Raw genomic sequence first — 25,534 nt, 5'->3', positions numbered from 1 at the left:
AGCCTGCCGTTACGCTGACAGGCGCTCAGCGCCGCTGGCGCTGCCGCCATGCTTCGAAGCCGAGGTAGCCGAGCAGGGCCGCAAGCACGATGCTGCCGCCGACGATCGTCCGCGCGCCAGGCACCTCCGCCTGGAAGATCGCCACCCACAGCGGTCCGAGCACGGTCTCGGCAGTGCTGAGCAGCGCAGCCAGTGCCGAAGGCACCAGCCGCGCGCCGGTTACGAACAGGGCGAGGCCGAGACCGAAATTGAACGCTCCGAACACGAAGAGAATGCCGAGATCCGCCAGGGTGACGGCCAAGCCCTCGGCCTGGGTCGCAGCAACGCTGCACGCCAGAACGGCGCCCGTGAAGACCGCAGGTGTCATGCGCACGTGGGAAAAGCGTCGGGTGATGATCGTTGCGCACGAGAATACGAGGGCGATCAGCAGGGCCAGTGCGTCACCGACCGGCGAAACGGTTCCGGTAAGGGAACCGGAGACCATGATGGCGATCCCTGCGACCACCACCGCGATCGCGAGCCATGTGTGTCGCGCGACGCGCTCACGAAAGACCAGCCATCCCAGCAGCGCCGCGATCAGTGGTACTGCCGCCTGGATCAGCAGAATATTCGCCACGGTGGTGTGCGCGAGCGCCAGAACGAACGAAGTCGAGGCGGTGGCGAAGCATACGCCGACCGCAAGGCCGGGCAGGCCCATCTGCGCAAACAGCTTTGCCGTTCCGCGCGATCCGTCGCGCAGGAGCATGAAGCCGAGCAGGAAGATCGCCGCAAAAAGCGACCGCCAGAACACCACCGTCCAGCCGGGTTCGACCTCGAGCATCCGCGCCAGCGTACCGCCGAAGCTCCAGGCGATGGCCGCGCCGAGCACGAGGGCCGCGCCATAACCGTTTCTGCGCGTGCCGGGGACGGGCTTGTCGGATGATGCCACCGGTGCTGACATGATTGCGCTCGTGCGATTGTGCGTGTGACGCGAGAAAGTGGCAGACCGAATGGTCCGCAACCGGCCTAGCAGCGACGGCAGGGCGTCGCAAGGTGCGAGAAATCAGGATGGAAAAAGCCCCGGCAGACCGGGGCTTTCAAGGTTGGCGGTCGGGGATCCGGCTATTTCGCCGGATCCGCTTTCTTTCCGAACATGCCCTTCAGGTTTGAGAACAACTCCACCTTGACGCCGTGGCGCTTCATGATGATCGACTGCTGGATGATCGACAGCGTGTTGTTCCAGGCCCAGTAGATGACGAGGCCGGCCGGGAAGCTCGCCAGCATGAAGGTGAAGACCACCGGCATCCAGGTGAAGATCATCGCCTGGGTCGGATCCGGCGGCGTCGGGTTCATGCGCATCTGCAGGAACATGGTGATGCCCATGATCAGCGGCCAGACGCCGATCATCAGCGCATGCGGCACGGCGAAGGGCAGCAGCCCGAACAGGTTGAACAGCGAGGTCGGATCGGGCGCGGACAGGTCCTGGATCCAGCCGAAGAACGGCGCATGCCGCATTTCGATGGTGATGTAGATGACCTTGTAGAGGGCGAAGAACACCGGGATCTGCAGCAGGATCGGCCAGCAGCCCGCCAGCGGGTTGATCTTCTCTTCCTTGTAGAGCTGCATCATCGCCTGCTGCAGGCCCATCTTGTCGTCGCCGAACTTGGCCTTCAGCTCTTCCATCTTCGGCTGCAGCCGCTTCATGTTCGCCATTGAGGCATATTGCTTGCTGGCGAGCGGGAAGAAGACGCCCTTGACCACGATCGTGGTGATCAGGATAGCGACGCCGAAATTGCCGAAATAGCGGAAGAAGAAGTCCAGCAGCTGGAACATCGGCTTGGTGAAGAACCAGAACCAGCCCCAGTCGATCATCAGGTCGAAGCGGGGAATGGAGAGGCTGGTCTTGTAGCCGTCGATGACCGGTACTTCCTTGGCGCCGCCGAACATCATGTTCTTGACTTCGCCCTTCTGACCGGGGGCGATCGTGATCGCATCCTGGCGGAAGTCTGCCTGGAAGCGCGGCCGGCCGTCGGTGAAGTGCGAGAAACGCGTCTGGTAGGGAACCGTCTGCGGCGGGACCAGCGCCGTCGCCCAGTACTTGTCGGTAATGCCGAGCCAGCCACTCGTAGCGCTGCCTGGCGCCACCGTCGTCTCCTTCTCGGTAGTCGAGTAGGTCACCTCGTGCAGGCCGAGTTCGCCGAGATAGCCGATGAAGCCCTCATGGAGCACATAGATGCTGGGAGTCGTCGGCTTGGAAAAGCGGGTGATGCGGCCGTAGCTGGAGAGCGACACCGGCGCGGCGGTGGGGTTCTCGATCGAGTCCGTCACCTGGAACATGTAATGCTCGTCGACCGAGATGGTGCGAACGAACTTGATGCCCTTGTCATTGGTGAAGCTCAGGGTCACCGGCGTGCTCATGGTGAGCTTGCCGGTGCCTTCCTGGGTCCAGACCGTCTGCGGGCCGGGCACCTGGCCGGTGCTTTCGTTGCCGACATAGCCGAGTTCGGCGAAATAGCCGTGTTCGGCCTCGGCCGGGCTCAGGAGCGTGATGATCGGGCTCGAGCGATCGACGGTCTCATGATATTCCCGCAGCTTCAGGTCGTCGAAGCGTGCCCCCGTCAGGTTGATCGAGCCCAGCAGCGCATCGGTCTCGATCGGCACGCGGGCCGACTGCGAAACGGCCGCCTCGCGGCTTTCGGGGGTGGTGCCCGGGATCGCTGAGCCGGATGGTGCGGTCGCGGCGCCGGATGGTGCCGTCTCGGGCGCCGTCGCCGGCTTGGACTTGTCCAGTTCCGCCTGCATCTCCGCCACGGCGCGCTCGCGCTCGATCTTCGGATTGACGTAGAGGAACTGCCAGCCGATCAGGATCAGCACGGACAGCGCAATCGCCACGAAATAATTGCGGTTATTTTCCATCATTCTTTCCCGGGGCCCGCGGTCGCCGGCCTCTTGCTTTTCTGTCTGTTGCTGATGCGCTCGCGAAGGCGATCCTCGAGTTCTGCAAAGGACGCATGAAGGACGTCGCGCCTGGCGACAACCACATAGTCGTGTCCGGGCTGCATTGCAAACCCGGCGGAAAGCCGGACCGCCTCCTTCAGGCGCCGGCGCATGCGGTTGCGCTCGACGGCATTGCCGTGCTTCTTGGTTACCGTGAAGCCGACGCGCGGCGGCGCATCCGGCTGGTGCCGGTCGCGCATCTCCAGGAGGAACAGCGGCCCCTTGCGCTTTTCACCCTCCCGGACAAAAAGAAACTGCGGGCGGCTTTTCAGCCGTCCGACAGTCATCTTTTCATCATCTTTGATCATTGCCCGGCATCTCGCTTCGGGCAAGCGGGGCCTTAGGCCGAAAGACGCTTGCGGCCGCGTGCACGGCGGGCGGACAGGACCGCGCGACCGCCCTTGGTGGCCATACGGGCTCGGAAGCCGTGGCGGCGCTTGCGAACAAGCTTGGAAGGCTGATAGGTACGCTTCGACATTTATTTTAATACCGCGGTGTGCGGCCCTTCTTGGGTTTGCGTTTAAGCAAGGAGCGTTACGTGCTCGGACGCCGCGATCGGCGGCCATTCCGGACGTGCGCGGCTTATAAGGGCAAAGCCCGGGAAGAGTCAATTCCACGCCTGGGTCCGCCCGGGCCCGGACCAACCGTCAAAGTTCAACAACCACAGATTGCGCACGGGCGAGCAATGCCGACACTCGCCTTACGTTGGGTCAGTCGACCTCTGCTGTTTTCTTGATAAAAATCAACTCATTCGCATCTTCGCCAATTCGCATTCGCTACAATTCTCATTAATCTTTAGCGGGTACATCAGGGATAGAGGAAATGCGGCTTCGGCGCATTTTCCAACGTGCATGACTATCGGGGAAGTTCGCACATGAAGATCAGAACAAAGATATACCTAATCGTCGGGGTCATGGGCCTGGTCTCGATTCTTATCGGGGGCATGGCGCTCGGCGTCGTCTACCAGTACGACCAGAAGTTCCAACAATACCAAAACGCCGCCGACAGGGCCCAACTCGGCGAGCACCTCAACCGGCAGGTTACGGCCGTCGTCATGGAAGCGCGTGGCGTCTACGGCGCGACCTCCAGCGAAGCCGCGAAAAAGTTCGCCGATGGCATCCTGAAGGAGCTCGACGGCATCGACGCGACCCTCGCCGCCTGGCGCCCGATGGTGCCCGAGGCCGAGCTTTCGGCGTTCGACGCGGTTGTCGCCCGGGCCGCCGAGTTCCGCACCTTCCGGTCGGAGACGGCGCGCCTCGGCACAGAGGTGTCGCCGCAGGCCGCAAGCGAGCAAGGCAACAACGAGGCCAACCGCGCCAACCGTAAGGCCTTCCAGGAAGAGATCGACACCGTCGTCAACACCGACCGGGAAAACCTGCAGGCGATCAAGGTAGACATCGACGCCTTCGAAGAGCTGACGCTGGCGCTGGTGCTTTCCACGATCGTGCTCGGCCTTGCGGCGGGCGGCGGGGCCGCCTTCTACGTCGCCACCAGGCAGATCAGTCGGCCCATCCAGACCGTGACGGAAACCATGAAGCAGCTCGCCGCCGGGGACCTTTCCACGGAAGTCCCCTATGCGGGTCGTAGCGATGAGATCGGCGACATGGCCGCAGCCGTCGCCGTGTTCCGCAGCAACGCCATCGAAGTGCGCGACCTGAACGCCCAGGAACAGGTCCTGCATGAAAAGAGCGCCGACCTGCAATCCTCGATCGCGACCATCGTGCGTGCGGCCGCCGCCGGCGACTTCCGGCAGCGGATATCCAAGGATTACGGCAACGACGACCTGAACCGGTTCGCCGCCAGCATCAACGAACTGCTCGGCAGCGTCGACGCCGGGGTCAGCGAGGTCCGTCGCGTCATCGCGACACTCGCAGAGGGCGATCTGACCGGCACGATGAACGGCTCCTTCCAGGGCGCCTTTGCCGAACTGCAAGCCAACTTCAACCACACGCTGTCCACGCTGCAGAACGCCATGAGGGAGGTGCGCGCCTCGACCGATGCGATCAACGCCAATTCCGGCGAACTGAGCACCGCCTCGGACGACCTCTCCAAGCGCACCGAGCAGCAGGCAGCGGCGCTGGAGGAGACCTCTGCCGCGCTCGAAGAGATCACCGCTGCCGTCAGGAACTCCACCGAGCGGGCCCAGGAGGCCACCGTCATGGTCGGCGAGGCGACGCGTAGCACCAAGCAGTCCGGCGAGGTCGTGCGCAACGCGGTCGATGCGATGGGCCGCATCCAGCAGGCCTCGAACGAGATCACCCAGATCATCAACGTCATCGACGAGATCGCCTTCCAGACGAACCTGCTGGCGCTCAATGCGGGTGTGGAAGCCGCGCGCGCCGGCGAGGCCGGCAAGGGTTTTGCGGTCGTCGCCCAGGAGGTGCGGGAACTCGCACAACGCGCGGCCAGCGCCGCCAAGGACATCAAGGGGCTGATCACCAAGTCGAGCGACGAGGTAGCCGTCGGCGTCAAATACGTCCAGGCGACCGGCGAGTCGCTCGCCGACATCGAGGCCCGGGTCCTGAGGATCGACGACCACATCCACTCGATCGCCACGGCTGCACGCGAACAGGCGACCGGACTCCACGAGGTTTCCACCGCCGTCAACCAGATGGACCAGGTCACGCAGCACAACGCTGCGATGGTGGAGGAAAGCTCTGCGGCCACCCATAAGCTGAAGGCTGAGGCCGACAGCCTCGCGGCTCTCGTCGCGCAGTTCAAGACGGGAGAGGCTGCCCGTCAGGTCGTGGCGGCGCAACCCATTCATCGCCCGGTCGAATCGCCCGCCCGGCGCATGATGGGTAACGTGGCGCGCGCCTTCACAAGCCGTGGCAGCGCCGCCCAGGCGGTCTCCCAGGAGGGCTGGGAGGAATTCTGAAACCGTTCCTCACGACGAAGACAAAAGGGGCGGCGGATCTTCCGCCGCCCCTTTTCTTTCGCGGCTCACGGCAAATGACATGATCCGTTTCCTGCTGCCTGCGTAAGAGCAGTTATATCCCGCTTGGACGGTCGTGCGTGACAGACAGCGGGAGCCGGCGATTGGAAAGCCCGACCTCATCCGTTATCATGGCGGTTCGAAGCTGAGGCCCTCCCCCATCTCGCCGCTGAAGCATCGGTGACAGTGCGTCGGATCGGGCGGCTGGCCATGACCGATCTTGAGGACAAGAAAGGGTTTGGTCTCTTGAATGCCGCGCCAAGACGTCCACGGATTGGCAAGGAGTGGGTAATGAAGGAAACCGAACGCTCACCCATGCTCGGCGATGTGCCCATGCCGGGCGCGCTGTCGGGACTGTCCGGCCGATTGCTGCTCCTGACGGTGGTCTTCATCGTGATCGCCGAGGTGCTGATCTTCGTCCCCTCGATTGCCAATATGCGCATCCGCTGGCTCAGCGACCGGCTCAACGTGGCTGCGGCCGCCGCCATCGTCGCCGATGGCTTTCCGCAACAGGACTTGTCGCGCGCGCTGCAGGACGAGACGCTGATGGCAACCGGTACCAAGGCGATCGTGCTGCGTCGCCATGACGCCTCACGCCTGATCGCCATCGCCGACATGCCGCCGAAGGTAGACGCTCAGTATGACCTGGCGGACACACCGCCGATCATCGCGATCCGCGATGCCTTCGACACGCTGATCTTCGGCGGCAAGCGGATCATCAGGGCCTATGGGCCGCTCGGCGACAGCGGCGCGACGATCGAGGTCGTGCTGGCTGACCAGGCGCTACGCAAGGCCATGCCGGTCTATGCGCGGAACGTTCTGTTCCTGACGGTGGTGCTGTCGGCGGTCACCGGCGGAGTGATCTTTCTTGCACTCAACCGGATGCTGATTGGCCCGATCCGCCGGATGACGCGCAGCATGCGCGACTTTGCCGCCGACCCGACCGATCCGGCCCGTATTCTGCAACCCTCTGCGGGGCATGACGAACTGGCGGTCGCCGACGCCCATCTCGCCCAGATGCAGCGGGCGCTGCAGGATACGCTGAAGGAGCAGAAGAACCTCGCCGACCTCGGCCTGGCCGTATCGAAGATCAACCACGACATGCGCAACATCCTGTCGTCGGCGCAACTGATGTCCGACCGGCTGGCCGACGTCGACGATCCGGTCGTCAAGCGCTTCGCACCCAAGCTTCTGCGGACGATCGACCGCGCGGTGAGCTACACGACAGACGTGCTCGCCTACGGGCGGATGCGCGAGCCGGCGCCGCGCCGGCGGTTCCTCGCCCTGAAGCCGCTGGTGGCGGACGTGGCGGAGATGCTGGCGATCGAACCGCAATCAAATATCGACTTCGTCATTCAGATCGACCCGGCCCTCGAGGTCGACGCCGACGGAGAGCAGCTCTTCCGCGTCATCCACAACCTCTGCCGCAATGCCATCGAAGCCTTGACGCAGCATCCGCGGCGCGAGCGCGGCCGGCTGACGGTCGCGGCGGGCCGCACCGGCAGCGTCGTCTCGATCACGATCGACGATACCGGCCCCGGCATGCCGGCGAAGGCGCGCGAGAACCTGTTCACCGCCTTCCACGGCTCGGCCCGTTCCGGCGGCACCGGGCTCGGGCTGGCGATCGTGCGCGAACTGGTGCTGGCGCATGGCGGAACGATCGCCCTCGTCGAGAAGGCGACCGAAGGCACGCAGTTCCGGATCGAACTGCCCGACCGCCCCGTGCCGCTCGCCGCCTTCCGCAACAGGGCCTCCTGACCTGGTTTCCGGCACCGGTTCGCTGTCGGGAAAGTTTCATATTTTTTTTGAAAGGCGCTTGCATTAGCGCGGCGGACCCTTTAGGAGATCGCTCGCAGCCGGGCACAACGCCCACGCTGAAAACGCACCCGTAGCTCAGCTGGATAGAGCACCAGACTACGAATCTGGGGGTCAGGAGTTCGAATCTCTTCGGGTGCGCCATCTACTTCCACCATCCTAGGCCACAGCTGGTCAACAAGCCAAGGTAGCTTGCTGCCGCCTACGCTTTGCACCTACAAGAAGATCCACGCCTCTCTTCCCGATGGGGTCGCTCGATGCTCCAACCCGTCGGCGTTTCCGCGAAACTCTTGCGGACTCCAGGCTGCGCGGGACAAGCCACCATCCGCACGCGTTGATTACTCGGGATAGACCTCTGCGCCCTCCGGGGTTGTCCTGTTGAAAAGAACAAACACCAAGGGGTTGCCCGGCTCGGCCATTGCATCGCTGCGCTGGCCGGTTATCTCGCCGGCCACGCCGCTTGCATATTCCGCTACCACCTGACCGAAGCTGTTGCGTTGGATCGCCACTTTCTGTCCGGCCTCGACCTTGTCGTTCAGCTTGATCAGATGTTCGACCAGCCCACCCGCAGTCGCCAGGATCGGGAAGGAACTGTTCCCGACAAAGACATTCACGTCCTTGCCTGTGCGCCCCATCGGCCCGGCAACGATGCCGTGATGCTTCAGGACGTTCATCGTGCCTTCCACAAACAGGGAGATCATGTCGAGGTCCAGGACCCGCGCGGCGCCGATCTCCGGCGTAAAGGACGGGATTCCCGCGTCAATAAACGCGTTGTGCAAGACACCGGGGTACACATGATTGTCGAATATCTGGCCGACTGGGAACAGTTCCACCATAGCCTTGATCTCGGGCACATCCATAGCCGCAATATTGAATGCAGTGACGTCGAACCCGGTGGTCCCGGTATGGAAGTCGATCGCGAAATCGGCGTTCGGCCGGAGGAGCCGGTTGAACAGGAGCCCGGCGTGTCGGCTGGCCGCCGTGGCGCTGTTCTCGTTGCCGGGCCACTCCCGGTTCATATCGATCAGATCATTGCCCCTGCCCGAATTGGGCCATCTGCGTTGCATGCCTTCCATGGCCGGGCGGGACACGTCCGTGACCGCCATCACCGTCCCCGACATCTCTGCAGGATCGAGCTGGCTCATCACGGTCTGGACCGCGTGCACAGAACTCATTTCGTCGCCGTGCACACCGCTGACCAGGACGGCGCGCTTCCCCGGCCTTGCTCCGCTCGCGACCGTCACAGACACATACCAGTGCTGCCCGGTGGGCATCTCGACGCCCTGGAAATACAGAAAGTGCATCTTGCCGGGCTCCAGGTCGCCAACGTCTAGCGCGCTGACGACCTTCTTCCCGCCAATGACATCGCCGACATAGACTGTCCCTTGTGACGTCGGGTCGGCGCCGGATCCGGCACTGTTCTGCGCATTCGCAGCATCGCCGTTGGCCGCGAGCGCAGCCGAAGCGCCCAACGTGGCAACAGACGCGATCAGGAACTTGCGGCGACCAAAACCGTCCTTGGGGTTATCCGGCATGATGGGGTCCTTTGCTAACTGGACACGTTGCGTCAGAACATCGGCATGCACATCGATTACCCAAAACGGCGCGCCCCAAACCAAACCGTGTTCCCAAGCTCGGAAAGTTGCAAGGCTTCTGCGTCGCGAGGTCGGCCCTACCCAGGCATAAGGCATCCTTCGGCTGGACCTTTCCCTCGGAGATCATCGGCGACGGCAATCAAGCGTGGAAATGTCATCAGGTTGTTGTCGAAATTCGCTACCGCACGGGATATGGCCAACGCTCGGGCCAGTGGCCGACGACGGAGGCATGACGAGCAACCGGGAAACGCGCGGAACAGGGCGCCCGCAGATAATCGAGCATTTGGTCCAGCGCGCAGCTCTCGTCCTCTTGCATGTTCTCCACCAGCCGCGCCAAAAACGTTCCGGCCCTGCCCTGGCCAAGGAGCGCATCCGCGAAATTACCAGAGGCAATGAGAAGATGACAGGCTCCGCGACGGGCAATGAAACGCAAGGCGCGAAAGGATCGGCCGGTGAAGTGTTCACCGCCTTTCTGAAGCTGGGCCTGACATCGTTCGGCGGGCCGATCGCACATCTCGGATATTTCCGCGACGAGTTGGTGCAGCGGCGCAAGTGGATCGATGAGAAGGGCTATGCCGACCTCGTGGCGTTGAGCCAGTTCCTGCCCGGTCCAGCATCGAGCCAGGTTGGCTTTGCCCTCGGGCTCCTGCGCGGCGGACCGCTCGGCGCCCTCGCCGCATGGGCAGCCTTCACGCTGCCTTCTGCAATCCTGCTCGTTGCCTTCGCTTTCGGCGCGGCGGCATTTGGCGGGCCGATCGGGACCGGGGTCATCGCCGGCCTGAAGATCGTTGCCGTTGCCATCGTTGCGCAGGCGGTGTGGGGCATGGCGAAGAACCTGTGTCCGGACCGCGAGCGGGCTACGATCACCCTTGGCGCGGTGCTGATCGTCGTCCTGGTCGCGGGTTCGCTCGGACAGGTGACGGCAATACTTGCTGGCTCGGCCGCCGGCCTGCTGTTCTGTCGCAATCATCACGAAGAAATTTCAAGGCACATCGACTTTCCCGTCTCGCGAACATTCGGGGCGGTTTCGCTAATCCTTTTCTGTGCACTTCTCTTTGGCCTGCCGGTCGTGGCTGCCGCGACGTCGTCGCAAGGACTCGCCGTCTTCGATGCGTTCTACCGGGCCGGCTCGCTTGTCTTCGGCGGCGGGCACGTCGTGCTGCCGCTTCTGGAATCTGAAGTGGTGCGCAGCGGCTGGGTGAGCCACGACCGGTTTCTGGCGGGCTATGGCGCGGCGCAGGCGGTCCCGGGGCCGCTTTTCACCTTCGCGGCCTATCTGGGAGCCGTGCTCGGACCGGAGCCCAACGGCCTGACCGGCGCCTGTATCGCCCTGGGAGCCGTCTTCCTGCCCGGGTTCCTGATCCTGCTCGGCGTCATTCCTTTCTGGGACAGTTTTCGCAAGCGCGAGAGCGCGCAAGCCCTGATGCGCGGCGCCAATGCCGCCGTCGTCGGCATTCTCGGCGCAGCGCTCTACGATCCCGTCTTCACCAGCGCCATCGTCGGCCCGCTTCAGTTCGCCTTGGCGCTGTCATGCTTCGTGCTGCTGATGGCGTGGAAAGCCCCGCCCTGGCTGGTGGTGATCGTCGCAGCTGCGGGCGGGATTCTGATCGGCCTCGCGTGAGAGCGGAGCTGCGGGATGGCCCCGCATCGGGAACCCTGCCGATTTCGCGGCCGCTCCCGTCAGTCCACAGCTTGGAGGGCGCTCCCGAGGGTTTTCCAGAACGCGACGACGATTGCGAGTGCCATCATGCCGGCGGCGAAGATGAAGGTCAGACTCATGCCGTCGGCGATCGCCAAGGCCGAGGCCTGGGCCAGGTCGCCGGTGCCGACACCAAAGGCGAAGACCGCTCCCATGACGGAGGCGCCCGTGATCAGGCCGATGTTCCGCGACAGGTTCAAGAGCCCTGAAGCAAGGCCGCGCCGGTGCACGGGCACATCCGCCAGGGCAGCCGTATTGTTGGCAGCCTGAAAGAGCTGGTAGCCCGGCGTCAGGACAACGATGGCGAGCACGTATCCACCCACTCCCACTAGGTTGGGCAGGAATGCGAGCAGCAACGCACCGGCGGCGAGCAGGGCGAGGCCGGCACCAAGAACCCGCCGCGCTCCCCATAGATCGACGGCACGCCCTGCAGGCACGCCGCTGAAGATCGCGACGGCCGGCCCCACGGACATGAGAAGGCCGACCAGCGCCTCGCTGAGCCCGGCTCCGATATTCAGATAGAACGGGCCGACCACAAGGGTCGTCATCATCACGGCGGCGACGAGAACATTGAGCACCAGATTGGGAAAGATGCCCCCGTCCAGGACTGCCCGAAGGGGTTCGGACGTTTCATTTCTTCCACCGACGCCTCGTGGCATGGACGTGAACGCGAGGACCAATGTCAGCAACGCGAGCGGAACCTGGACAAGGAAGATGGCGCGCCATCCGGCCACCGGCAGCAACCCGCCGCCCAGCGACGGACCAAGGGCCGTGCCGAGCGCCGATACCGTGCCGAGCAAGCCCATGGCGCGGCCCATGCGGTCCTTGCTCGCGATCTCGCGCATGAGCGCCATGGCCAGGGTCATCAGAAAGGCGGCGCCGACTCCCTGAAGCGTCCTGGCCACGATGAGCAGCCACAAATTGGGCGCGAGACCGCAAAGCAGGGAAGCCACCGAAAACAATGCGAGTCCGAAAAGGTAGGTGCGCCTGAGCCCGTAGATATCGCCCAGCCTGCCGACAGCGATGGTGGAAACGGTCAGCGCAGCCAGGTAGCCGACGACAATCCCTTGCACCTGAAAGAACGGCGCGGAAAACGCGGCGGTGAATGTCGGCAGTGCGATGTTGGCGATACTGGTGCCGAGTGAGGCCAGCAGCACCGAAAGCGCCAGCGGCACCATAAGTCTCCTGATTGCCTGATCCTTACCAGGCGCCTGATTCCGTTCCATGTCCTTGTCCTCTTGTCCGGTGTGCCTTGCGGGTATACCCTGCCACTTCAAGTCGACTTGAGGTCAAGTATGAAATTTCTGGACATTGGCGAGGTCTCGTCGCAGACCGGAATCCGGCCCTCTACGCTCCGCTATTACGAGGAGATCGGGCTGATTGCCTCGGTGTCACGGCATGGTCTGCGGCGGCAGTTCGCGCCAGACGTCCTGCCGCAGCTCAAGCTTATTCAGCTGGCTAAACTCGGCGGCTTCTCGCTCGACGAGATTTCCGGGATGTTCGGGCCGGATGGCGCGCCGGATCTGCCTCGCGCGGTGCTGCACCAGAAGGCCGATGCGATCGACGTGAAAATTCGAGAGCTCATGGCCTTGAGCAGCATGATGCGCCATGTCGCGGACTGCCCTGCGCCATCGCACCTTGAATGCCCCAAGTTCAGGCGGCTTCTGAACCTTGCTGCAAAGGTCGGCGAGACACGGAAGCGCCGACGGATGGCGTAGCAAGCAGCCGATTGGCGTGTGCAGCGGTCCCATGCCGCGGTTTGATCTCCCCCGCACCGCAAGATACACTGTTGCCGTCGCAGTCGCGACAGCCGCCTGCCATCGACGATCGAACACATTCCAGCAAGGCTCCCAGCAGCCCAAGAAGAAGACGTGAGGTCAACGCACCCGAAGCCGCCGTCCGGATGAGGTGTCCATGACAGAGCAGCCTTCGACTGAAGCCGGCGATGCGTTCGCCCCCACGGACGACGCGCAACTTGCGCCGCGACCGGCCGAGAGTTCGAGTCCAGCGGGCTCGCCTCCGCCCCAACAAGGTGCCGGCGGGATGCCGCCGCAGCACCGGAGAAATGCGGAAGAGACCACCGCAGCAGGACGGCTGCCGAACGGCGACGGCCTCATCGGACGGGACGTCGATCCGATCGCGGACGGGCTGAGGGAGCAACTCGCCCACCGGCTCGGCTCGGAACTGATCGCGGCGACCCGCTCCGTGCCTGCCCTGCTCGGCTTGCCGTTCGCGCTGCGCCGTGCCTTCAGGCAGCATGGCCAGGCGATGCAAGCGCACGAGCTCTCAAGGCAAACCTCGCGACCGCCCTGTACGAACGGCATCGTTGTCGCAGAGCCTTTCCATGGGCAGCTGGCCTATCGTCTCGGTGCCGAACTGGTGGCCGTGCGTTCGCCGCTTTCCGCGCTGCGCCTCCCCTTTGCGCTGCATCGGGCCTACCGCGGTTTCAAACGCGACAGGAGCGGCTCGGCAAGCAGAGGAAACCGCGGGCTTGGCGTTATAGCCAGCCTCGAGACCAGGCTTTGGGGCGGCTATGCCCGCTATGCCCTCCCCGAACTGCAGGCCCGCCTCGACGATGCGGCGGCAAGCGAGCGGCTGCGGTCGGCAGCCGCGCACGCGCTGGCCCGTTGGCATTATGCCGAGGGCGCGTTTGAGCAGGCGGCGGAGCTCATGGCACGCAGCATTTCGCTGTCCCGCGACAACCTTCAGGAAAAGCGGCTCTGCCAGCTCCTGTGCCTGTTGCGGGCCGGGCGGCCGCACGAGGCCGAAGCCCGGCTGAAGGAAACGCCCGTCGCCGCCGAACGTCGCATCGATTTCGCGCTCGTCGGCGCCGAGATCCTGCGGCGCCGGGCATTGGCGGACGGCGTGCCCGCCGGGCAATGCGACCGCCTCTACCTCGCGGCGCTTAACGAAGCGATGGCGCCGTCGGGCATGTCCCCCATCGAACTGGCCGACCCGGACCAGCCCCTGAGCATCTGGAACATCGCTTCGCGTCCGACGACCCGGACGGGCGTGCAGGACGCCAAGGTGTCGGTCATCATTCCCGCCTATAACGCTGAAAAGACGCTGGCGATGGTGCTCGACAGCCTTGCCGCGCAGACTTGGCGCAATCTCGAGATCATCGTCGTCGACGATGTCAGCACCGACGCCACCTGCGACCTCGTCGCACGCTACGCCGCCAAGGATTCCCGCATCCGACTGGTGCGGCGCACGGTGAATGGTGGCGCCTATCCGGCCCGCAACGACGGCCTCGAGGCGGCGACCGGCGACCTTGTCACGGTCTGCGACAGCGATGACTGGTCCCATCCCGAGAAGATCGAGCGCCAGATGCAGGCGCTCGCCGACCGACCGGACTACGTTGCCGTGGTGTCGCAGTGGCTGCGGGTGCACGACGACCTCGGCTTGGCCGGCCCCTGGATCCCGAAGCTAAGCGTGCTCGACCTGAACCTGTCGTCGCTGCTCGTGCGCCGCGAGGTTTTCGACCGGTTGCGGGGCTGGGACGAGGTCAGGGTGACCGGCGACGCGGAGCTTCGCGCCCGCATCGAGGCCGTCTACGGGCCAAAGGCGATCTGCAAGGTGAGGCACGACAACGTGCTGTCGTTTTCGCTGGTGCGCGACGATTCGCTGACGCGCTCGGCGGCCACTCACGTACGCTCGCTGCGCTTCGGCGTCCGGGCGCTCTACCGCGACTCCTACCGCAACTGGCACAACAGCCTGCGCCACGGCGGTGATCCCCATTTGCCGCGCGGCAACGGGCGTTATCCGGTGCCGTTGGGCAACCGGCGGGCCGGAACGGGCGTCGGCACATTCGATATCGTCTTCGTCTCCGATTTCGCGCTGAAGGGCGGCGCCTTCGTGTCGACGCTGAACTACATGAACGCCGCCGTCCGCGCCGGCCTCAAGATAGCCGCCTTGCACTGGCGCAAGTACGAACTCGACACGGACTCGCCCCTGAACCCGCTGTTCTACGAAGCCTGTCTGCAGCACGGCGTCGAACTGCTTACGGACGGGGACGTCGTCTCCAGCCGACACGTGATCGTCGGGTATCCGGCGATCCTGCAGCACCTGCCGGACCGGCTGCCGCAGGTCGACTGCGAAAACGTCATCGTCGTGATCAACCAGTTCGCGACGCGGCTGGTTGACGGCAGTGACCGGCAATACGAGCCGGAGGTGGCGAGGCGGCATCTGACCGAGGCGTTCGGCTCGGCCGGCACCTGGGTTCCGATCTCGCACTGGGTGAGGCGCCTGATGCTCGAGGACGAGACCTATCCGCCACCGCATCCGCAGCCCTGGCATCCGATGATCGACACCGAAACCTGGTGTGCAGGCCCGATTCGCTGGCGGCCGAGCGGCAGCCACCGGCCCGTGCTCGGCCGTCACGGGCGGGACGCGTACACGAAGTGGCCGGGCAACGTCGATGCCATCAAGAAGGCCTACTGCGTCGATGCCGACGTCGAGGTGCGCTTCCTCGGCGGCGCCAGGCACGCGATACGTCAGCTCGGATACACGCCGGAAAACTGGGCCGTGCGGAATTTTGGTGCCACCGCCGTCGAGGCCTTTCTCGAAGGGCTGGATTTCCTGGTGCACTTCCCGCACGAGCTCTACATCGAGGAGTTCGGCCGAACAGTGATGGAGGCGATGGCGATGGGCAGGATCGCCATCCTGCCGCATCAGTTCTGGGAAACGTTCGGCGATGCGGCGGTGTATTGCGAACCCGATGAAGTCCTGGAGACCGTTCACCGCTACTGGATGGACGAGGATGCCTATCTGGCGCAGGCCGCAAGGGGACGGGATTTCGTGCGCCGGCATTGCAGCCAGGGCGATTTCCTGGGGAGGCTCGACGCGTTGACCACCTGATCGGCCGGCGGGCCGCGCCTGGACCGCCCCCCAAGCCGACCAGCGACGGCGGCCCCTTTGTGGGAGCGAGTTCCTGAGGCTGCACACGCGGCTTATTGCCGACGCTCCCGAGGATGTGTCGCAGCAATCGCGGGCCGGTGATCAGCAGGAATGGCAGGCCGGCGGCTTATGCCACGATACGTTGAGACACGACGTCGACTGCCGTCAGGCGACACCAGATCGTCTCGGACCAGGTTTGTTCTTGCGGAGAGAGGGAAACTTGTTTTGGTGGAGCTAAGCGGGATCGAACCGCTGACCTCTTGCATGCCATGCAAGCGCTCTCCCAGCTGAGCTATAGCCCCATCAAGGGTCCGGCGTGGCCGGTTCCGGGATACCGACCGGTGTTCCCGGGCGGTGGCGGCTTCATACTTCTGGTTTCCGAAGATGGCAAGCCGAAAAATCCGCTCCGGCCGAATATTTTTAGATTCGGCCGGAGTATCAAAAGGTTATGCTTCCTCGTCGTCACCGGTGACGCCGATGATGCCGGTCATGTCGTCGTTGTCGTCGTCCTCGTCCTGCTCGAGGAAGGTGTCGTCGTCGTCATCGCCCATCTCGACGTCGTCGTCGCCCAGGTCCGGCAGGTCGTCGCCGCCCGCAGCCTCGTCGTCGGCATCCTCGAGCGAGACCAGTTCGACTTCGGGGTTCTCGGTATCGACTTCGCTGACCTCTTCGTCCTCGTCCTTCTCGAGCACGGCGGCGGCGGAGGTCTCCTCGAAGTAGGAGAGCGGATAGGACTTGCCGGTATAGGGCGACACGATCGGGTCGCGATTGAGGTCATAGAACTTCCGGCCCGTCTCCGGGTCGATGCGCTTTGTTCCAAGTTCCGGTTTTGCCACAGTCAAAGCCTCTTGAATGGCCGAATATTTTCGGCGAAGCCGGGTAGCCGGCGAGATGATCGGCGAAATGAATTAGCCGGTCCCCATAATCGTCTTGCCTGCCGCTGTCAAAGCCTAACTGCAGCGACTTTTGCGGGGCTTGCGGCACGCACTGCACGCAGGGTGGGTATTTCGCCCGCGAGAGGATGACGCTCCTTATGCTTTATGATAGCAAGCCGAAAATTCCGGTAACCGGACAGTACCTGGCACAGACGCGTTTGCGGACGGGGCCGCGCCCGGCCGCCGACCGCACGTTCTGAAGAGGAATCCGCCCATGTCGCATGGTGCCGCGGCAAAGCCCGCAACCGCCCGCAAGTCGAACGCCCTTTCCGGCACCGTCCGCATTCCGGGCGACAAGTCGATTTCCCATCGCTGCTTCATGTTCGGCGGACTGGCCAGCGGCGAGACGCGCATCACCGGCCTGCTCGAGGGCGAGGACGTCATCAACACCGGCAAGGCGATGCAGGCGATGGGCGCGAAGATCCGCAAGGACGGCGACACCTGGATCATCAACGGCGTCGGCAACGGCGCGCTGCTGGCCCCCGAGGCACCGCTCGACTTCGGCAATGCCGGCACCGGCTGCCGCCTGATGATGGGCCTCGTCGGCGTCTACGATTTCGACACCACCTTCATCGGCGACGCCTCGCTGACCAAGCGGCCGATGGGGCGCGTGCTCGATCCGTTGCGCGAAATGGGCGTGCAGGTGAAGGCCGCCGACGGCGACCGGCTGCCGGTGACGCTGCGCGGGCCGCGCACGCCGGCGCCGATCACCTATCGCGTGCCGATGGCCTCGGCCCAGGTGAAGTCCGCCGTGCTGCTTGCCGGTCTCAACACGCCCGGCATCACCACGGTGATCGAGCCGGTGATGACCCGTGACCACACCGAGAAGATGCTGCAGGGTTTTGGCGCCAACCTGACGGTGGAGAGCGATGCGGACGGCGTGCGCACGATCCGGCTCGAAGGCCAGGGCAAGCTCACCGGCCAGGTGATCGACGTTCCGGGCGACCCCTCCTCCACTGCCTTCCCGCTGGTCGCAGCCCTGCTCGTCCCCGGTTCGGACGTCACCATCCTCAACGTGCTGATGAACCCGACCCGCACCGGGCTGATCCTGACGCTGCAGGAGATGGGCGCGAACATCGAGGTGCTGAACGAACGGCTGGCCGGCGGCGAGGACGTGGCCGACCTGCGCGTGCGCCACTCCACACTGAAGGGCGTTACCGTGCCGGAAGACCGGGCGCCGTCGATGATCGACGAATACCCGATCCTCGCGATCGCCGCCGCATTCGCCGAAGGCACGACGGTGATGAACGGGCTGGAGGAGTTGCGGGTGAAGGAGAGCGACCGCCTTTCGGCCGTTGCCGACGGGCTCAAGCTCAACGGCGTCGACTGCGACGAAGGCGAGAGTTCGCTCGTCGTGCGCGGTCGTCCGGACGGCAAGGGGCTCGGCAACGCATCGGGCGCAGCCGTCGCGACCCACCTCGACCACCGCATCGCCATGAGCTTCCTGGTGATGGGGCTCGTGTCGGAGCATCCGGTGACGGTGGACGACGCGACGATGATCGCCACCAGCTTCCCAGAATTCATGGGCCTGATGGCCGGGCTCGGGGCCAGGATCGACAGTTGAATTGCGGAGCGGACAGCATGCTCCACTCTGAAGCCGGGGATGGTCGCGGCATGGCATCGTGCCCGGCCTCCACTCAGCTGGTTCCGTGATGACGATGTGGCGCGGGGATATGCAATGACGACGATTGCCATCGATGGTCCGGCGGCGGCGGGCAAGGGCACGTTGTCCCGGCAGATTGCCGAGGCGTATGGCTTCCATCACCTGGACACCGGGCTGACCTACCGGGCGACCGCCAAGGCCCTGCTCGACCGGGGCCTGCCGCTCGACGACGAAGCGGTCGCCGCCGACGTCGCGCGCAATCTTGATCTTTCCGGCCTCGATCGAGGCGTCCTTTCCGCACACGAAATCGGCGAGGCCGCCTCAAGGATCGCCGTCATGCCGTCCGTCCGCCGCGCCCTGGTCGAGGCGCAGCGGGCGTTCGCCGCGCGCCAGCCCGGAACCGTTCTCGACGGCCGCGACATCGGAACGGTTGTCTGCCCGGATGCCACCGTCAAGCTCTACGTCACCGCGTCGGCCGACGTCCGCGCCCGCCGGCGCTACGACGAGATCATCGCCGCTGGCGGCAGGGCAGAGTACGACGCCATCTACGAGGACGTGCGCCGCCGCGACGAACGCGACATGGGGCGCGCCGACAGCCCATTGCGGCCGGCCGACAACGCGCACTTGCTCGATACTTCGAAAATGAGTATAGAGGCGGCGTTTTCGGCGGCGAAAGCGATCATCGACGCCGCCCTTAAGCACTAGAGCGACTGCCGTCCCCGCGCCGGTTTTGCTTCCATACAGGAAGCGGACGTGCCTCGTTCGTTGTTAACGCTAACCCCCGGCGCCCGTGCCTTTCGGCACATCAGGAGATTTCATGTCCCAAGCCAATCCCACGCGCGAAGATTTCGCAGCCCTGCTGCAGGAGTCCTTCGCAACCCACGATCTCGCCGAAGGCTATGTCGCCAAGGGGATCGTCACGGCCATCGAGAAGGACGTCGCCATCGTCGACGTCGGCCTCAAGGTCGAAGGCCGCATCGCGCTCAAGGAATTCGGCGCCAAGTCGAAGGACGGCACGCTGAAGGTCGGCGACGAGGTCGAGGTCTATGTCGAGCGCATCGAAAACGCACTCGGCGAAGCCGTCCTGTCGCGCGAGAAGGCTCGCCGCGAAGAGAGCTGGGCCAAGCTCGAAGTCAAGTTCGAAGCTGGCGAGCGCGTCGAAGGCGTCATCTTCAACCAGGTCAAGGGTGGCTTCACCGTCGATCTCGACGGCGCCGTTGCCTTCCTGCCGCGTTCGCAGGTCGACATTCGTCCGATCCGCGACGTCACCCCGCTCATGCACAACCCACAGCCCTTCGAAATCCTCAAGATGGACAAGCGCCGCGGCAACATCGTCGTTTCGCGCCGCACGGTTCTCGAAGAGTCCCGCGCCGAGCAGCGTTCTGAAATCGTTCAGAACCTCGAAGAGGGCCAGGTTGTTGACGGCGTCGTCAAGAACATCACCGACTACGGTGCGTTCGTCGACCTCGGCGGCATCGACGGCCTGCTGCACGTCACCGACATGGCCTGGCGCCGCGTCAACCATCCGTCGGAGATCCTGTCCATCGGCCAGCAGGTCAAGGTTCAGATCATCCGCATCAACCAGGAAACCCACCGCATCTCGCTCGGCATGAAGCAGCTCGAGAGCGATCCGTGGGATGGCATCGGCACGAAGTACCCGACCGGCAAGAAGATCTCCGGCACGGTTACGAACATCACCGACTACGGTGCGTTCGTCGAGCTGGAGCCGGGCATCGAAGGCCTGATCCACATCTCCGAGATGTCCTGGACCAAGAAGAACGTACATCCCGGCAAGATCCTGTCCACGAGCCAGGAAGTCGACGTGGTCGTTCTCGAAGTCGACCCGACCAAGCGCCGCATCTCGCTCGGCCTCAAGCAGACGCTCGAGAACCCGTGGGAAGCCTTCGCGCACAGCCATCCGGCTGGCACCGAAGTCGAAGGCGAAGTCAAGAACAAGACCGAATTCGGCCTGTTCATTGGCCTCGATGGCGACGTCGACGGCATGGTCCACCTCTCCGACCTCGACTGGAACCGTCCGGGCGAGCAGGTCATCGAGGAGTACAACAAGGGCGACGTCGTCAAGGCTGTCGTTCTCGACGTCGACATCGACAAGGAGCGCATCTCGCTCGGCATCAAGCAGCTCGGCCGTGATTCGGTCGGCGACGCTGCCGCTTCCGGCGACCTGCGCAAGAACGCAGTCGTCTCGTGCGAAATCACCGCGGTCAACGACGGCGGCATCGAAGTGAAGCTGGTCGACCACGAGGACATCACCGCGTTCATCCGCCGCGCCGACCTGTCGCGCGATCGTGATGAACAGCGTCCGGAGCGCTTCTCGGTCGGTCAGGTGGTCGACGCTCGCGTCACCAACTTCTCCAAGAAGGACCGCAAGATCCAGCTGTCGATCAAGGCGCTGGAAATCGCCGAAGAGAAGGAAGCCGTCGCACAGTTCGGCTCTTCCGACTCGGGCGCTTCGCTCGGCGACATCCTGGGTGCTGCCCTGAAGAACCGCGGCAACGCCGAGTAATCGCTGCGTCACGCAAATTTAGAAGCCCGCGGGGAGCGATCCCCGCGGGCTTTTTCGTTCTCGGGAGGTGATCCGTCAGCGCAGCACGAGAGTGCTCAGGTCCAGTCGTCGCCGAGGTTCCCGTAGAAGGCGAAGCCCGGATCGGGCGCGTCATGCTCGTCGGCCAGGCCGATGGGCTCGCCGGCATGGCTCTCTTGCTGCGACGGCTCATCCCCTTCGCCGTGCCGCGCGTCCTGCTTTTCATTCTCTTCGTCGCCGCTGTCATCCTGCATCGCCCCGTCGTCTTCGTCGCGCCCCGCATCCTTGCGGGTAATCACGTCGTCCTGCGAGGGTGGATACGGCACGAAGGGAACCGGCATCGCTTCACGGCCAACGAAAGCCATCGGCAGACGCTCTGCCGGACGGTCCGGTCCGATCGGGGCGCCTGCAGCCGCTCGTGCGGGTTGTTCCCCAGCCGCAGCCCCGGCCGCGGACTTCGGCAGTGGCTCGGCGTTGTCCTTCTGCCGCGAAACCGCCGCCGCCGAGGCGGCGTCCACATTGCCCTGCGCCGCCTTCGAGGCGGGATCGGCCGGCAAGTCGGATCCTTTTGCGCCACCGGCCTGCGCTCCGGCGCCGGCGCGGCGGGCTTCGGACTCCTCGTTCGCGCCCGGCAACGGCAGTTCGGCCGAGGCGGCGAATTCCGGCAGGGGTGCCTGCAAAATCAGGCGCAGGATCAGCGCGTCGTCTTCGCTGAGTTTCGCCACGATCTGAGCCATCAGGCGCAGCATCCCGTCATGGCCTGCGCGGCCATGAACTTGCGCTGCAGCACCTGGCGTGACGTCTGGGGGCAAGTATTGGGGCGCACCGGCAGTCTTGCCGGCATCGCGGCCGCTGCCAAGTCCCATGCGCGGCAGCCTGCCCGGCTCCAGGCTCCGGCCGGCAGGCACAGTGCCGTCACCGCCGGACCGATTGGCGTTGGCCGGCCTCGCCCCCTCCCCTTGCCGATCATTGACCCGCGCGCCCACCGGCGGTCGCTCTGGGGATTCGTGAGGATTGCGCAAGGCGGTCGGCGGCGCGGCAGCGCCGGAACCGCCAGCCTGCCTCACTCGGCCCGAATGCGGCTCGGCTCCGCCCCCGAACAGCCGGCGAAGGGCGGCTTGCAGGGCGCGGCCATCGCCCGAGGCGCCGTTCGCCGCCTCCGGCGGCAGGTAAGTGCCCTCCTTCCCCCAGGTGACCGGCAGCGTGAATCTGGCCGCGGACAGGTCACTGCCGCGCGACGCAGGCGACCGTTCAACGCTTGCCATCCCGTCCGCGGCCTTCAGCAGCGTCTGAGCCAATCGGCCTGCGTCCGGACCGCCCGGATTGCGGATGCTCTCCATCAGCACGCGCGTCGGCACGCCGGAGAAGGCCGCCGCCAGCAATCGTTCCATTCGCGGCCGCAGTTCGGGCGGAAGCCGCCCCAGCAGGTTCGTCAGGCGCCTGGAGGCTTCGTCATCGCCGCCGTTGCGTCCCGGCAGCTCCTTCAAGGCCTCAAAAAGAACGCCGAGCAGTTGCAGCGCCGCATCGTTGGCATCGCCACTGCGTTCGATCTGGCGCATCATCGCCTCGAGAAGCCGCAGCAGCACCGCGGCGCGGAGATTGGCCAGCGCTTCGGGAGTCATGCGACCTTGGCCCGACGGGGGGCTGCTCACCGGCTCCTGCGGTGGCGGGACCGGGGCTGTGACTGGCATCGCAATGCGCGGCAGCATCGCCATCTCCGTCCGACCTCTCCAATGATCCATGATCAGGCTGGGAAGGCATCATGCCCGCCCATTGGACGAGCGGTGGTGACCCGGCACCCGTGATATCGGTCTGCATCGTGTTGAGCGCTTCGGCCCAGAGATGGCACCGCATGGTTAATTTCAAATTAACCGTCGCCGCCAACAGGCAGCGGCGGAAACCGGCGGCAAGGCCTTGCCGTTTGGGGGCGGATCATCGACAATTCGCCACTGCCCCGGCTTGCCGGCGTTTCGCCCGCGCAAAGGAGTGCAGAGCCCGATGTCCGTCCGTCCACCGCAGTCGCTAGGCCGCCCGGCCTTCTCCGGCGTCAACGTGCTCGAATACGAGTTGATGGCCGAGCGGGCCGATGCGCTCGGCCGCCACGGACTGAAAGTCGAAAAGGCGCTCGAGCGCCTGCGGGCGGACGATGTCGGCAACGACCCGCAGCGGCGGAACGACATGCTCGACGCGGCGGCGGACGCCGTCTGGGCCTTTTTCATCCAGCGCGAGATCTGCGGCCTGCGCGATCAGCGCGATGTCGTCCGCCGTTACGACATTCCCAAGGAGGTGCTGGCGCGGGTCGGGATCGTCCGGAAGGCGCCATAGCGACTGCCCCTTCCGGAGGGGCGACTTCTCAGCTGTGGGCGAAGATGTCGGTCTCTTCCCAGCCGAGCAGGTCGAGCTTGGCCCGGGTCGGCAGGAAGGCGAAGCAAGCCTCGGCGTGCTGGAGCCGACCGTCGCGCACCAGCCGCGCCATCAGCTTGTCGCGCAGCGCATGCAGGTGCAGCACGTCGGAGGCTGCGTATTCGAGCTGCGCCTGCGAAAGGGTCTCGGCGGCCCAGTCCGAGGACTGCTGCTGCTTGGAGATATCGATGTCCAGCATCTCTTTCAGATTGTCCTTCAGGCCGTGCCGGTCGGTGTAGGTCCGGGTCAGGCGCGAGGCGATCTTGGTGCAGAACACCGGCGCGCAAGTGACGCCGAAGGTGTGGAATAGCACGGCGATGTCGAAGCGGCCGTAATGAAAGATCTTCTGGCGCGACGGATCGCTCAGCATGGCGACGAGATTGGGCGCGCGCGTCTGCCCCGCGGCGATCTTGATGACGTCGGCCGTGCCGTCGCCGGGCGACAGCTGGACGACGCACAGCCGGTCGCGGCGCGGGATCAGGCCGAGTGTCTCGGTGTCGATTGCGATCGCGCCGGTATAGCGCGCCGCGTCGGCGGCCGGAATGTCGCCCTCGTGATATCGGATTGCATTCGCCATCGAAAACCCCACATGAAACCGCACAAACGTGAATGCGCTATATCGCAAGTTCGCCCGCCGGGGTACTGCGCATCCATGATTTTACGCCTGGCGCGACGAATGGACCGACATGAAACTGCGCAACACACTCCGAGCTACCACACTGGCCGCCACCCTTTGCCTGCCGATAGCGGTCTCGCCGGCGCTGGCCCAAGGGGCTGGCGCCTTCTCCGGCCAGCGAAATTATCCGTTCACCGACCTGCCCGGCGTCACGGAGCCGGAAGAACGAGCCGAGAAGAACGAGGTCGTCTGCTCGCAGCGCTATGACGACGCCGAGCCGAGGCGATGGGGAGAATTCCGCCAGCCGGTCTATACCTGCACGCAAGGGGGCTTCACCTACAGCAGCCGCAATCCGCCGCCTTCGCGCGAGCGGGATCTCCGCGGCATCGGCTGGTAGGTCGGCGGGCAGGCTCACTCTATCATTTCATGCTATCAAGCGGTCGGAAGCACCGAGCATTGTCATGCGGGAGGAGAGAGATGACGGACACGACCAAGCCACTGGCGATCAGCGCCCCGGAGCCACGAACGCTCGACCTGATCTTCACGCCGGAGGCGCTGGATCGACTGCGGACACGCTATCGCGTCGTCGAGGCGGACCCGGAGGACATCGCGGGCCTCGGTGATGCTGTGCTGTCGGAGGCGCGCTACATCATCGGCCAGCCGCCACTTTCGGCCGAGACGCTTGCGCGCATGCCGAAACTGCGCTGCATCCTCAATGTCGAGAGCAATCTCATCAACAACATGCCCTATGACATCCTGTTTGCACGGGGCATCCATGTCGTCACCACCGGTCAGGTGTTCGCCGAGCCCGTCGCCGAGCTTGGCCTCGCCATGGCGCTTAACCTGGCGCGCGGGATCATCGATGCCGATCTCGACTTTCGCGAGGGGCGGGAGCGCTGGGGCGGCGAAGGCAATGCGTCGGCCCGCCTCTTATCCGGATCGGAGGTGGGCATCGTCGGCTTCGGCGACCTCGGCAAGGCGCTGAACCGGGTGCTGTCCGGCTTCCGCCCCCGCGTTCGCGTGTTCGACCCGTGGCTGCCCGCCTCGATCCTGAAGGAGGCGGGCGTCGAGCCGGCCCCGCTGGACACCGTTTTGTCGCAGAGCGATTTCGTCTTCATCGTCGCCGCCGTTACCAGCGAGAACAGGGGCTTTCTCGGCGCGGAAGCCTTTGCCCGGATGCGCAAGGGCGCCGCGTTCATCCTGCTCAGCCGGGCCGACGTCGTCGATTTCGACGCGCTCATGGCCGCAGTCGAAGGCGACCACATCGTTGCGGCAAGTGACGTCTACCCGCAGGAACCGTTGCCGGCCGACCACCCGGTCCGCCGACTGAAGGGTTTCATCCGCTCGGCCCACCGGGCCGGCGCGCTCGACAGCGCCTTCAAGAAGATGGGCGAGATGGTGCTGGAGGACATGGACCTGATGGACCGCGACCTGCCGCCGATGCGCTGCAAGCGCGCCGAACGCGAGACGGTCTCGCGGATGCGCTCGAAGCCGGTCAGCGTGAACTGACCCCGCATCG

At 64.9% G+C, this 25,534-nt stretch carries 20 protein-coding genes and 2 tRNA genes; 12 read left to right on the top strand and 10 right to left on the bottom strand.

Going from position 1 to position 25,534, the window contains the following annotated elements:
• Positions 1-25: 25 nt before the first annotated feature.
• The 4 genes from C7449_RS05125 to rpmH all read right to left on the bottom strand — a co-directional run bounded on the left by C7449_RS05125 (position 26) and on the right by rpmH (position 3,454).
• Positions 26-940, bottom strand: a complete 915-nt coding sequence (locus tag C7449_RS05125) for a DMT family transporter (protein WP_108001709.1) — start codon at positions 938-940, stop codon at positions 26-28.
• A gap of 161 nt (positions 941-1,101) precedes the next feature.
• Positions 1,102-2,895 (bottom strand): membrane protein insertase YidC, encoded by a 1,794-nt coding sequence (yidC, locus tag C7449_RS05120; protein WP_170115800.1) that lies wholly within the window; start codon positions 2,893-2,895, stop codon positions 1,102-1,104.
• Complete coding sequence (rnpA, locus tag C7449_RS05115) at positions 2,895-3,284, bottom strand: ribonuclease P protein component (RefSeq protein ID WP_108001707.1); 390 nt, start codon at positions 3,282-3,284, stop codon at positions 2,895-2,897. Before rnpA ends, yidC begins: the two co-directional genes overlap by 1 nt.
• A 32-nt stretch (positions 3,285-3,316) precedes the next feature.
• Positions 3,317-3,454, bottom strand: coding sequence for a 50S ribosomal protein L34 (gene rpmH / locus C7449_RS05110; RefSeq protein WP_108001706.1), 138 nt, complete (start codon positions 3,452-3,454; stop codon positions 3,317-3,319).
• Positions 3,455-3,850: 396 nt separating this feature from the next.
• Here rpmH and C7449_RS05105 point away from each other — a divergent pair, with 396 nt between their 5' ends.
• The 3 genes from C7449_RS05105 (at position 3,851) to C7449_RS05095 (ending at position 7,870) form a co-directional block, all read left to right on the top strand.
• The gene (locus C7449_RS05105; RefSeq protein WP_108001705.1) at positions 3,851-5,854 is read left to right on the top strand and encodes a methyl-accepting chemotaxis protein; all 2,004 of its coding nucleotides are present in this window, start codon (positions 3,851-3,853) and stop codon (positions 5,852-5,854) included.
• A 348-nt stretch (positions 5,855-6,202) separates the two neighbouring features.
• Positions 6,203-7,669 (top strand): ATP-binding protein, encoded by a 1,467-nt coding sequence (locus C7449_RS05100; protein ID WP_108001704.1) that lies wholly within the window; start codon positions 6,203-6,205, stop codon positions 7,667-7,669.
• 124 nt (positions 7,670-7,793) lie between these two features.
• Positions 7,794-7,870: transfer RNA gene (locus C7449_RS05095), tRNA-Arg, on the top strand.
• A gap of 194 nt (positions 7,871-8,064) precedes the next feature.
• Here the strand turns inward: C7449_RS05095 and C7449_RS05090 are convergent.
• Complete coding sequence (locus C7449_RS05090) at positions 8,065-9,261, bottom strand: M14 family metallopeptidase (RefSeq protein ID WP_108002060.1); 1,197 nt, start codon at positions 9,259-9,261, stop codon at positions 8,065-8,067.
• Positions 9,262-9,721: 460 nt separating this feature from the next.
• Here C7449_RS05090 and chrA point away from each other — a divergent pair, with 460 nt between their 5' ends.
• The gene (gene chrA, locus C7449_RS05085; protein WP_108002059.1) at positions 9,722-10,942 is read left to right on the top strand and encodes a chromate efflux transporter; all 1,221 of its coding nucleotides are present in this window, start codon (positions 9,722-9,724) and stop codon (positions 10,940-10,942) included.
• A gap of 59 nt (positions 10,943-11,001) precedes the next feature.
• Here the strand turns inward: chrA and C7449_RS05080 are convergent, their stop codons facing one another.
• Positions 11,002-12,246, bottom strand: coding sequence for an MFS transporter (locus C7449_RS05080; protein WP_170115799.1), 1,245 nt, complete (start codon positions 12,244-12,246; stop codon positions 11,002-11,004).
• Between the two features lie 69 nt (positions 12,247-12,315).
• Here C7449_RS05080 and C7449_RS05075 point away from each other — a divergent pair, with 69 nt between their 5' ends.
• Both C7449_RS05075 and C7449_RS05070 read left to right on the top strand, forming a co-directional pair.
• A complete protein-coding gene (locus C7449_RS05075) occupies positions 12,316-12,738 on the top strand; it encodes a helix-turn-helix domain-containing protein (RefSeq protein WP_108001702.1) in 423 nt (140 codons plus the stop codon).
• 325 nt (positions 12,739-13,063) lie between these two features.
• Positions 13,064-15,877 (top strand): glycosyltransferase family A protein, encoded by a 2,814-nt coding sequence (locus C7449_RS05070; protein WP_170115798.1) that lies wholly within the window; start codon positions 13,064-13,066, stop codon positions 15,875-15,877.
• A 265-nt stretch (positions 15,878-16,142) separates the two neighbouring features.
• On the opposite strand, the gene C7449_RS05065 is transcribed toward C7449_RS05070, so the two are convergent.
• Both C7449_RS05065 and C7449_RS05060 read right to left on the bottom strand, forming a co-directional pair.
• Positions 16,143-16,218 (bottom strand) — tRNA-Ala (locus C7449_RS05065).
• 144 nt (positions 16,219-16,362) lie between these two features.
• On the bottom strand, positions 16,363-16,752 hold the full coding sequence (locus C7449_RS05060) for a TIGR02300 family protein (protein WP_108001700.1): 390 nt from the start codon (positions 16,750-16,752) through the stop codon (positions 16,363-16,365).
• Between the two features lie 313 nt (positions 16,753-17,065).
• Here C7449_RS05060 and aroA point away from each other — a divergent pair, with 313 nt between their 5' ends.
• From aroA to rpsA, 3 genes are all read left to right on the top strand, one after another.
• The gene (gene aroA / locus C7449_RS05055) at positions 17,066-18,415 is read left to right on the top strand and encodes a 3-phosphoshikimate 1-carboxyvinyltransferase (RefSeq protein WP_108001699.1); all 1,350 of its coding nucleotides are present in this window, start codon (positions 17,066-17,068) and stop codon (positions 18,413-18,415) included.
• A gap of 114 nt (positions 18,416-18,529) precedes the next feature.
• Entirely contained in the window at positions 18,530-19,159 is a 630-nt protein-coding gene (gene cmk, locus C7449_RS05050; RefSeq protein WP_108001698.1) for a (d)CMP kinase, read from the top strand.
• Between the two features lie 112 nt (positions 19,160-19,271).
• Positions 19,272-20,978, top strand: a complete 1,707-nt coding sequence (gene rpsA / locus C7449_RS05045) for a 30S ribosomal protein S1 (protein WP_108001697.1) — start codon at positions 19,272-19,274, stop codon at positions 20,976-20,978.
• Positions 20,979-21,073: 95 nt separating this feature from the next.
• Here rpsA and C7449_RS05040 read toward each other — a convergent pair whose 3' ends face one another.
• Complete coding sequence (locus tag C7449_RS05040) at positions 21,074-22,618, bottom strand: hypothetical protein (protein WP_108001696.1); 1,545 nt, start codon at positions 22,616-22,618, stop codon at positions 21,074-21,076.
• 376 nt (positions 22,619-22,994) lie between these two features.
• On the opposite strand from C7449_RS05040, the gene C7449_RS05035 reads away from it, so the two are divergent.
• A complete protein-coding gene (locus C7449_RS05035; RefSeq protein ID WP_108001695.1) occupies positions 22,995-23,321 on the top strand; it encodes a DUF6665 family protein in 327 nt (108 codons plus the stop codon).
• A gap of 28 nt (positions 23,322-23,349) precedes the next feature.
• On the opposite strand, the gene C7449_RS05030 is transcribed toward C7449_RS05035, so the two are convergent.
• Positions 23,350-23,976, bottom strand: a complete 627-nt coding sequence (locus C7449_RS05030; protein WP_108002058.1) for a ribonuclease D — start codon at positions 23,974-23,976, stop codon at positions 23,350-23,352.
• A 109-nt stretch (positions 23,977-24,085) separates the two neighbouring features.
• On the opposite strand from C7449_RS05030, the gene C7449_RS05025 reads away from it, so the two are divergent.
• Together C7449_RS05025 and C7449_RS05020 are read left to right on the top strand one after the other, a co-directional pair.
• Positions 24,086-24,412: a hypothetical protein gene (locus C7449_RS05025; protein WP_108001694.1), complete on the top strand. Its 327-nt coding sequence runs from the start codon at positions 24,086-24,088 to the stop codon at positions 24,410-24,412.
• An 80-nt stretch (positions 24,413-24,492) separates the two neighbouring features.
• Complete coding sequence (locus tag C7449_RS05020; RefSeq protein ID WP_108001693.1) at positions 24,493-25,524, top strand: hydroxyacid dehydrogenase; 1,032 nt, start codon at positions 24,493-24,495, stop codon at positions 25,522-25,524.
• The last annotated feature ends 10 nt before the right edge of the window (positions 25,525-25,534 follow it).

Origin of the sequence: Mycoplana dimorpha, from assembly GCF_003046475.1 — a bacterium.
Lineage (GTDB): Bacteria > Pseudomonadota > Alphaproteobacteria > Rhizobiales > Rhizobiaceae > Mycoplana > Mycoplana dimorpha.
This window is presented reverse-complemented; position numbering and strand designations above follow the sequence as displayed.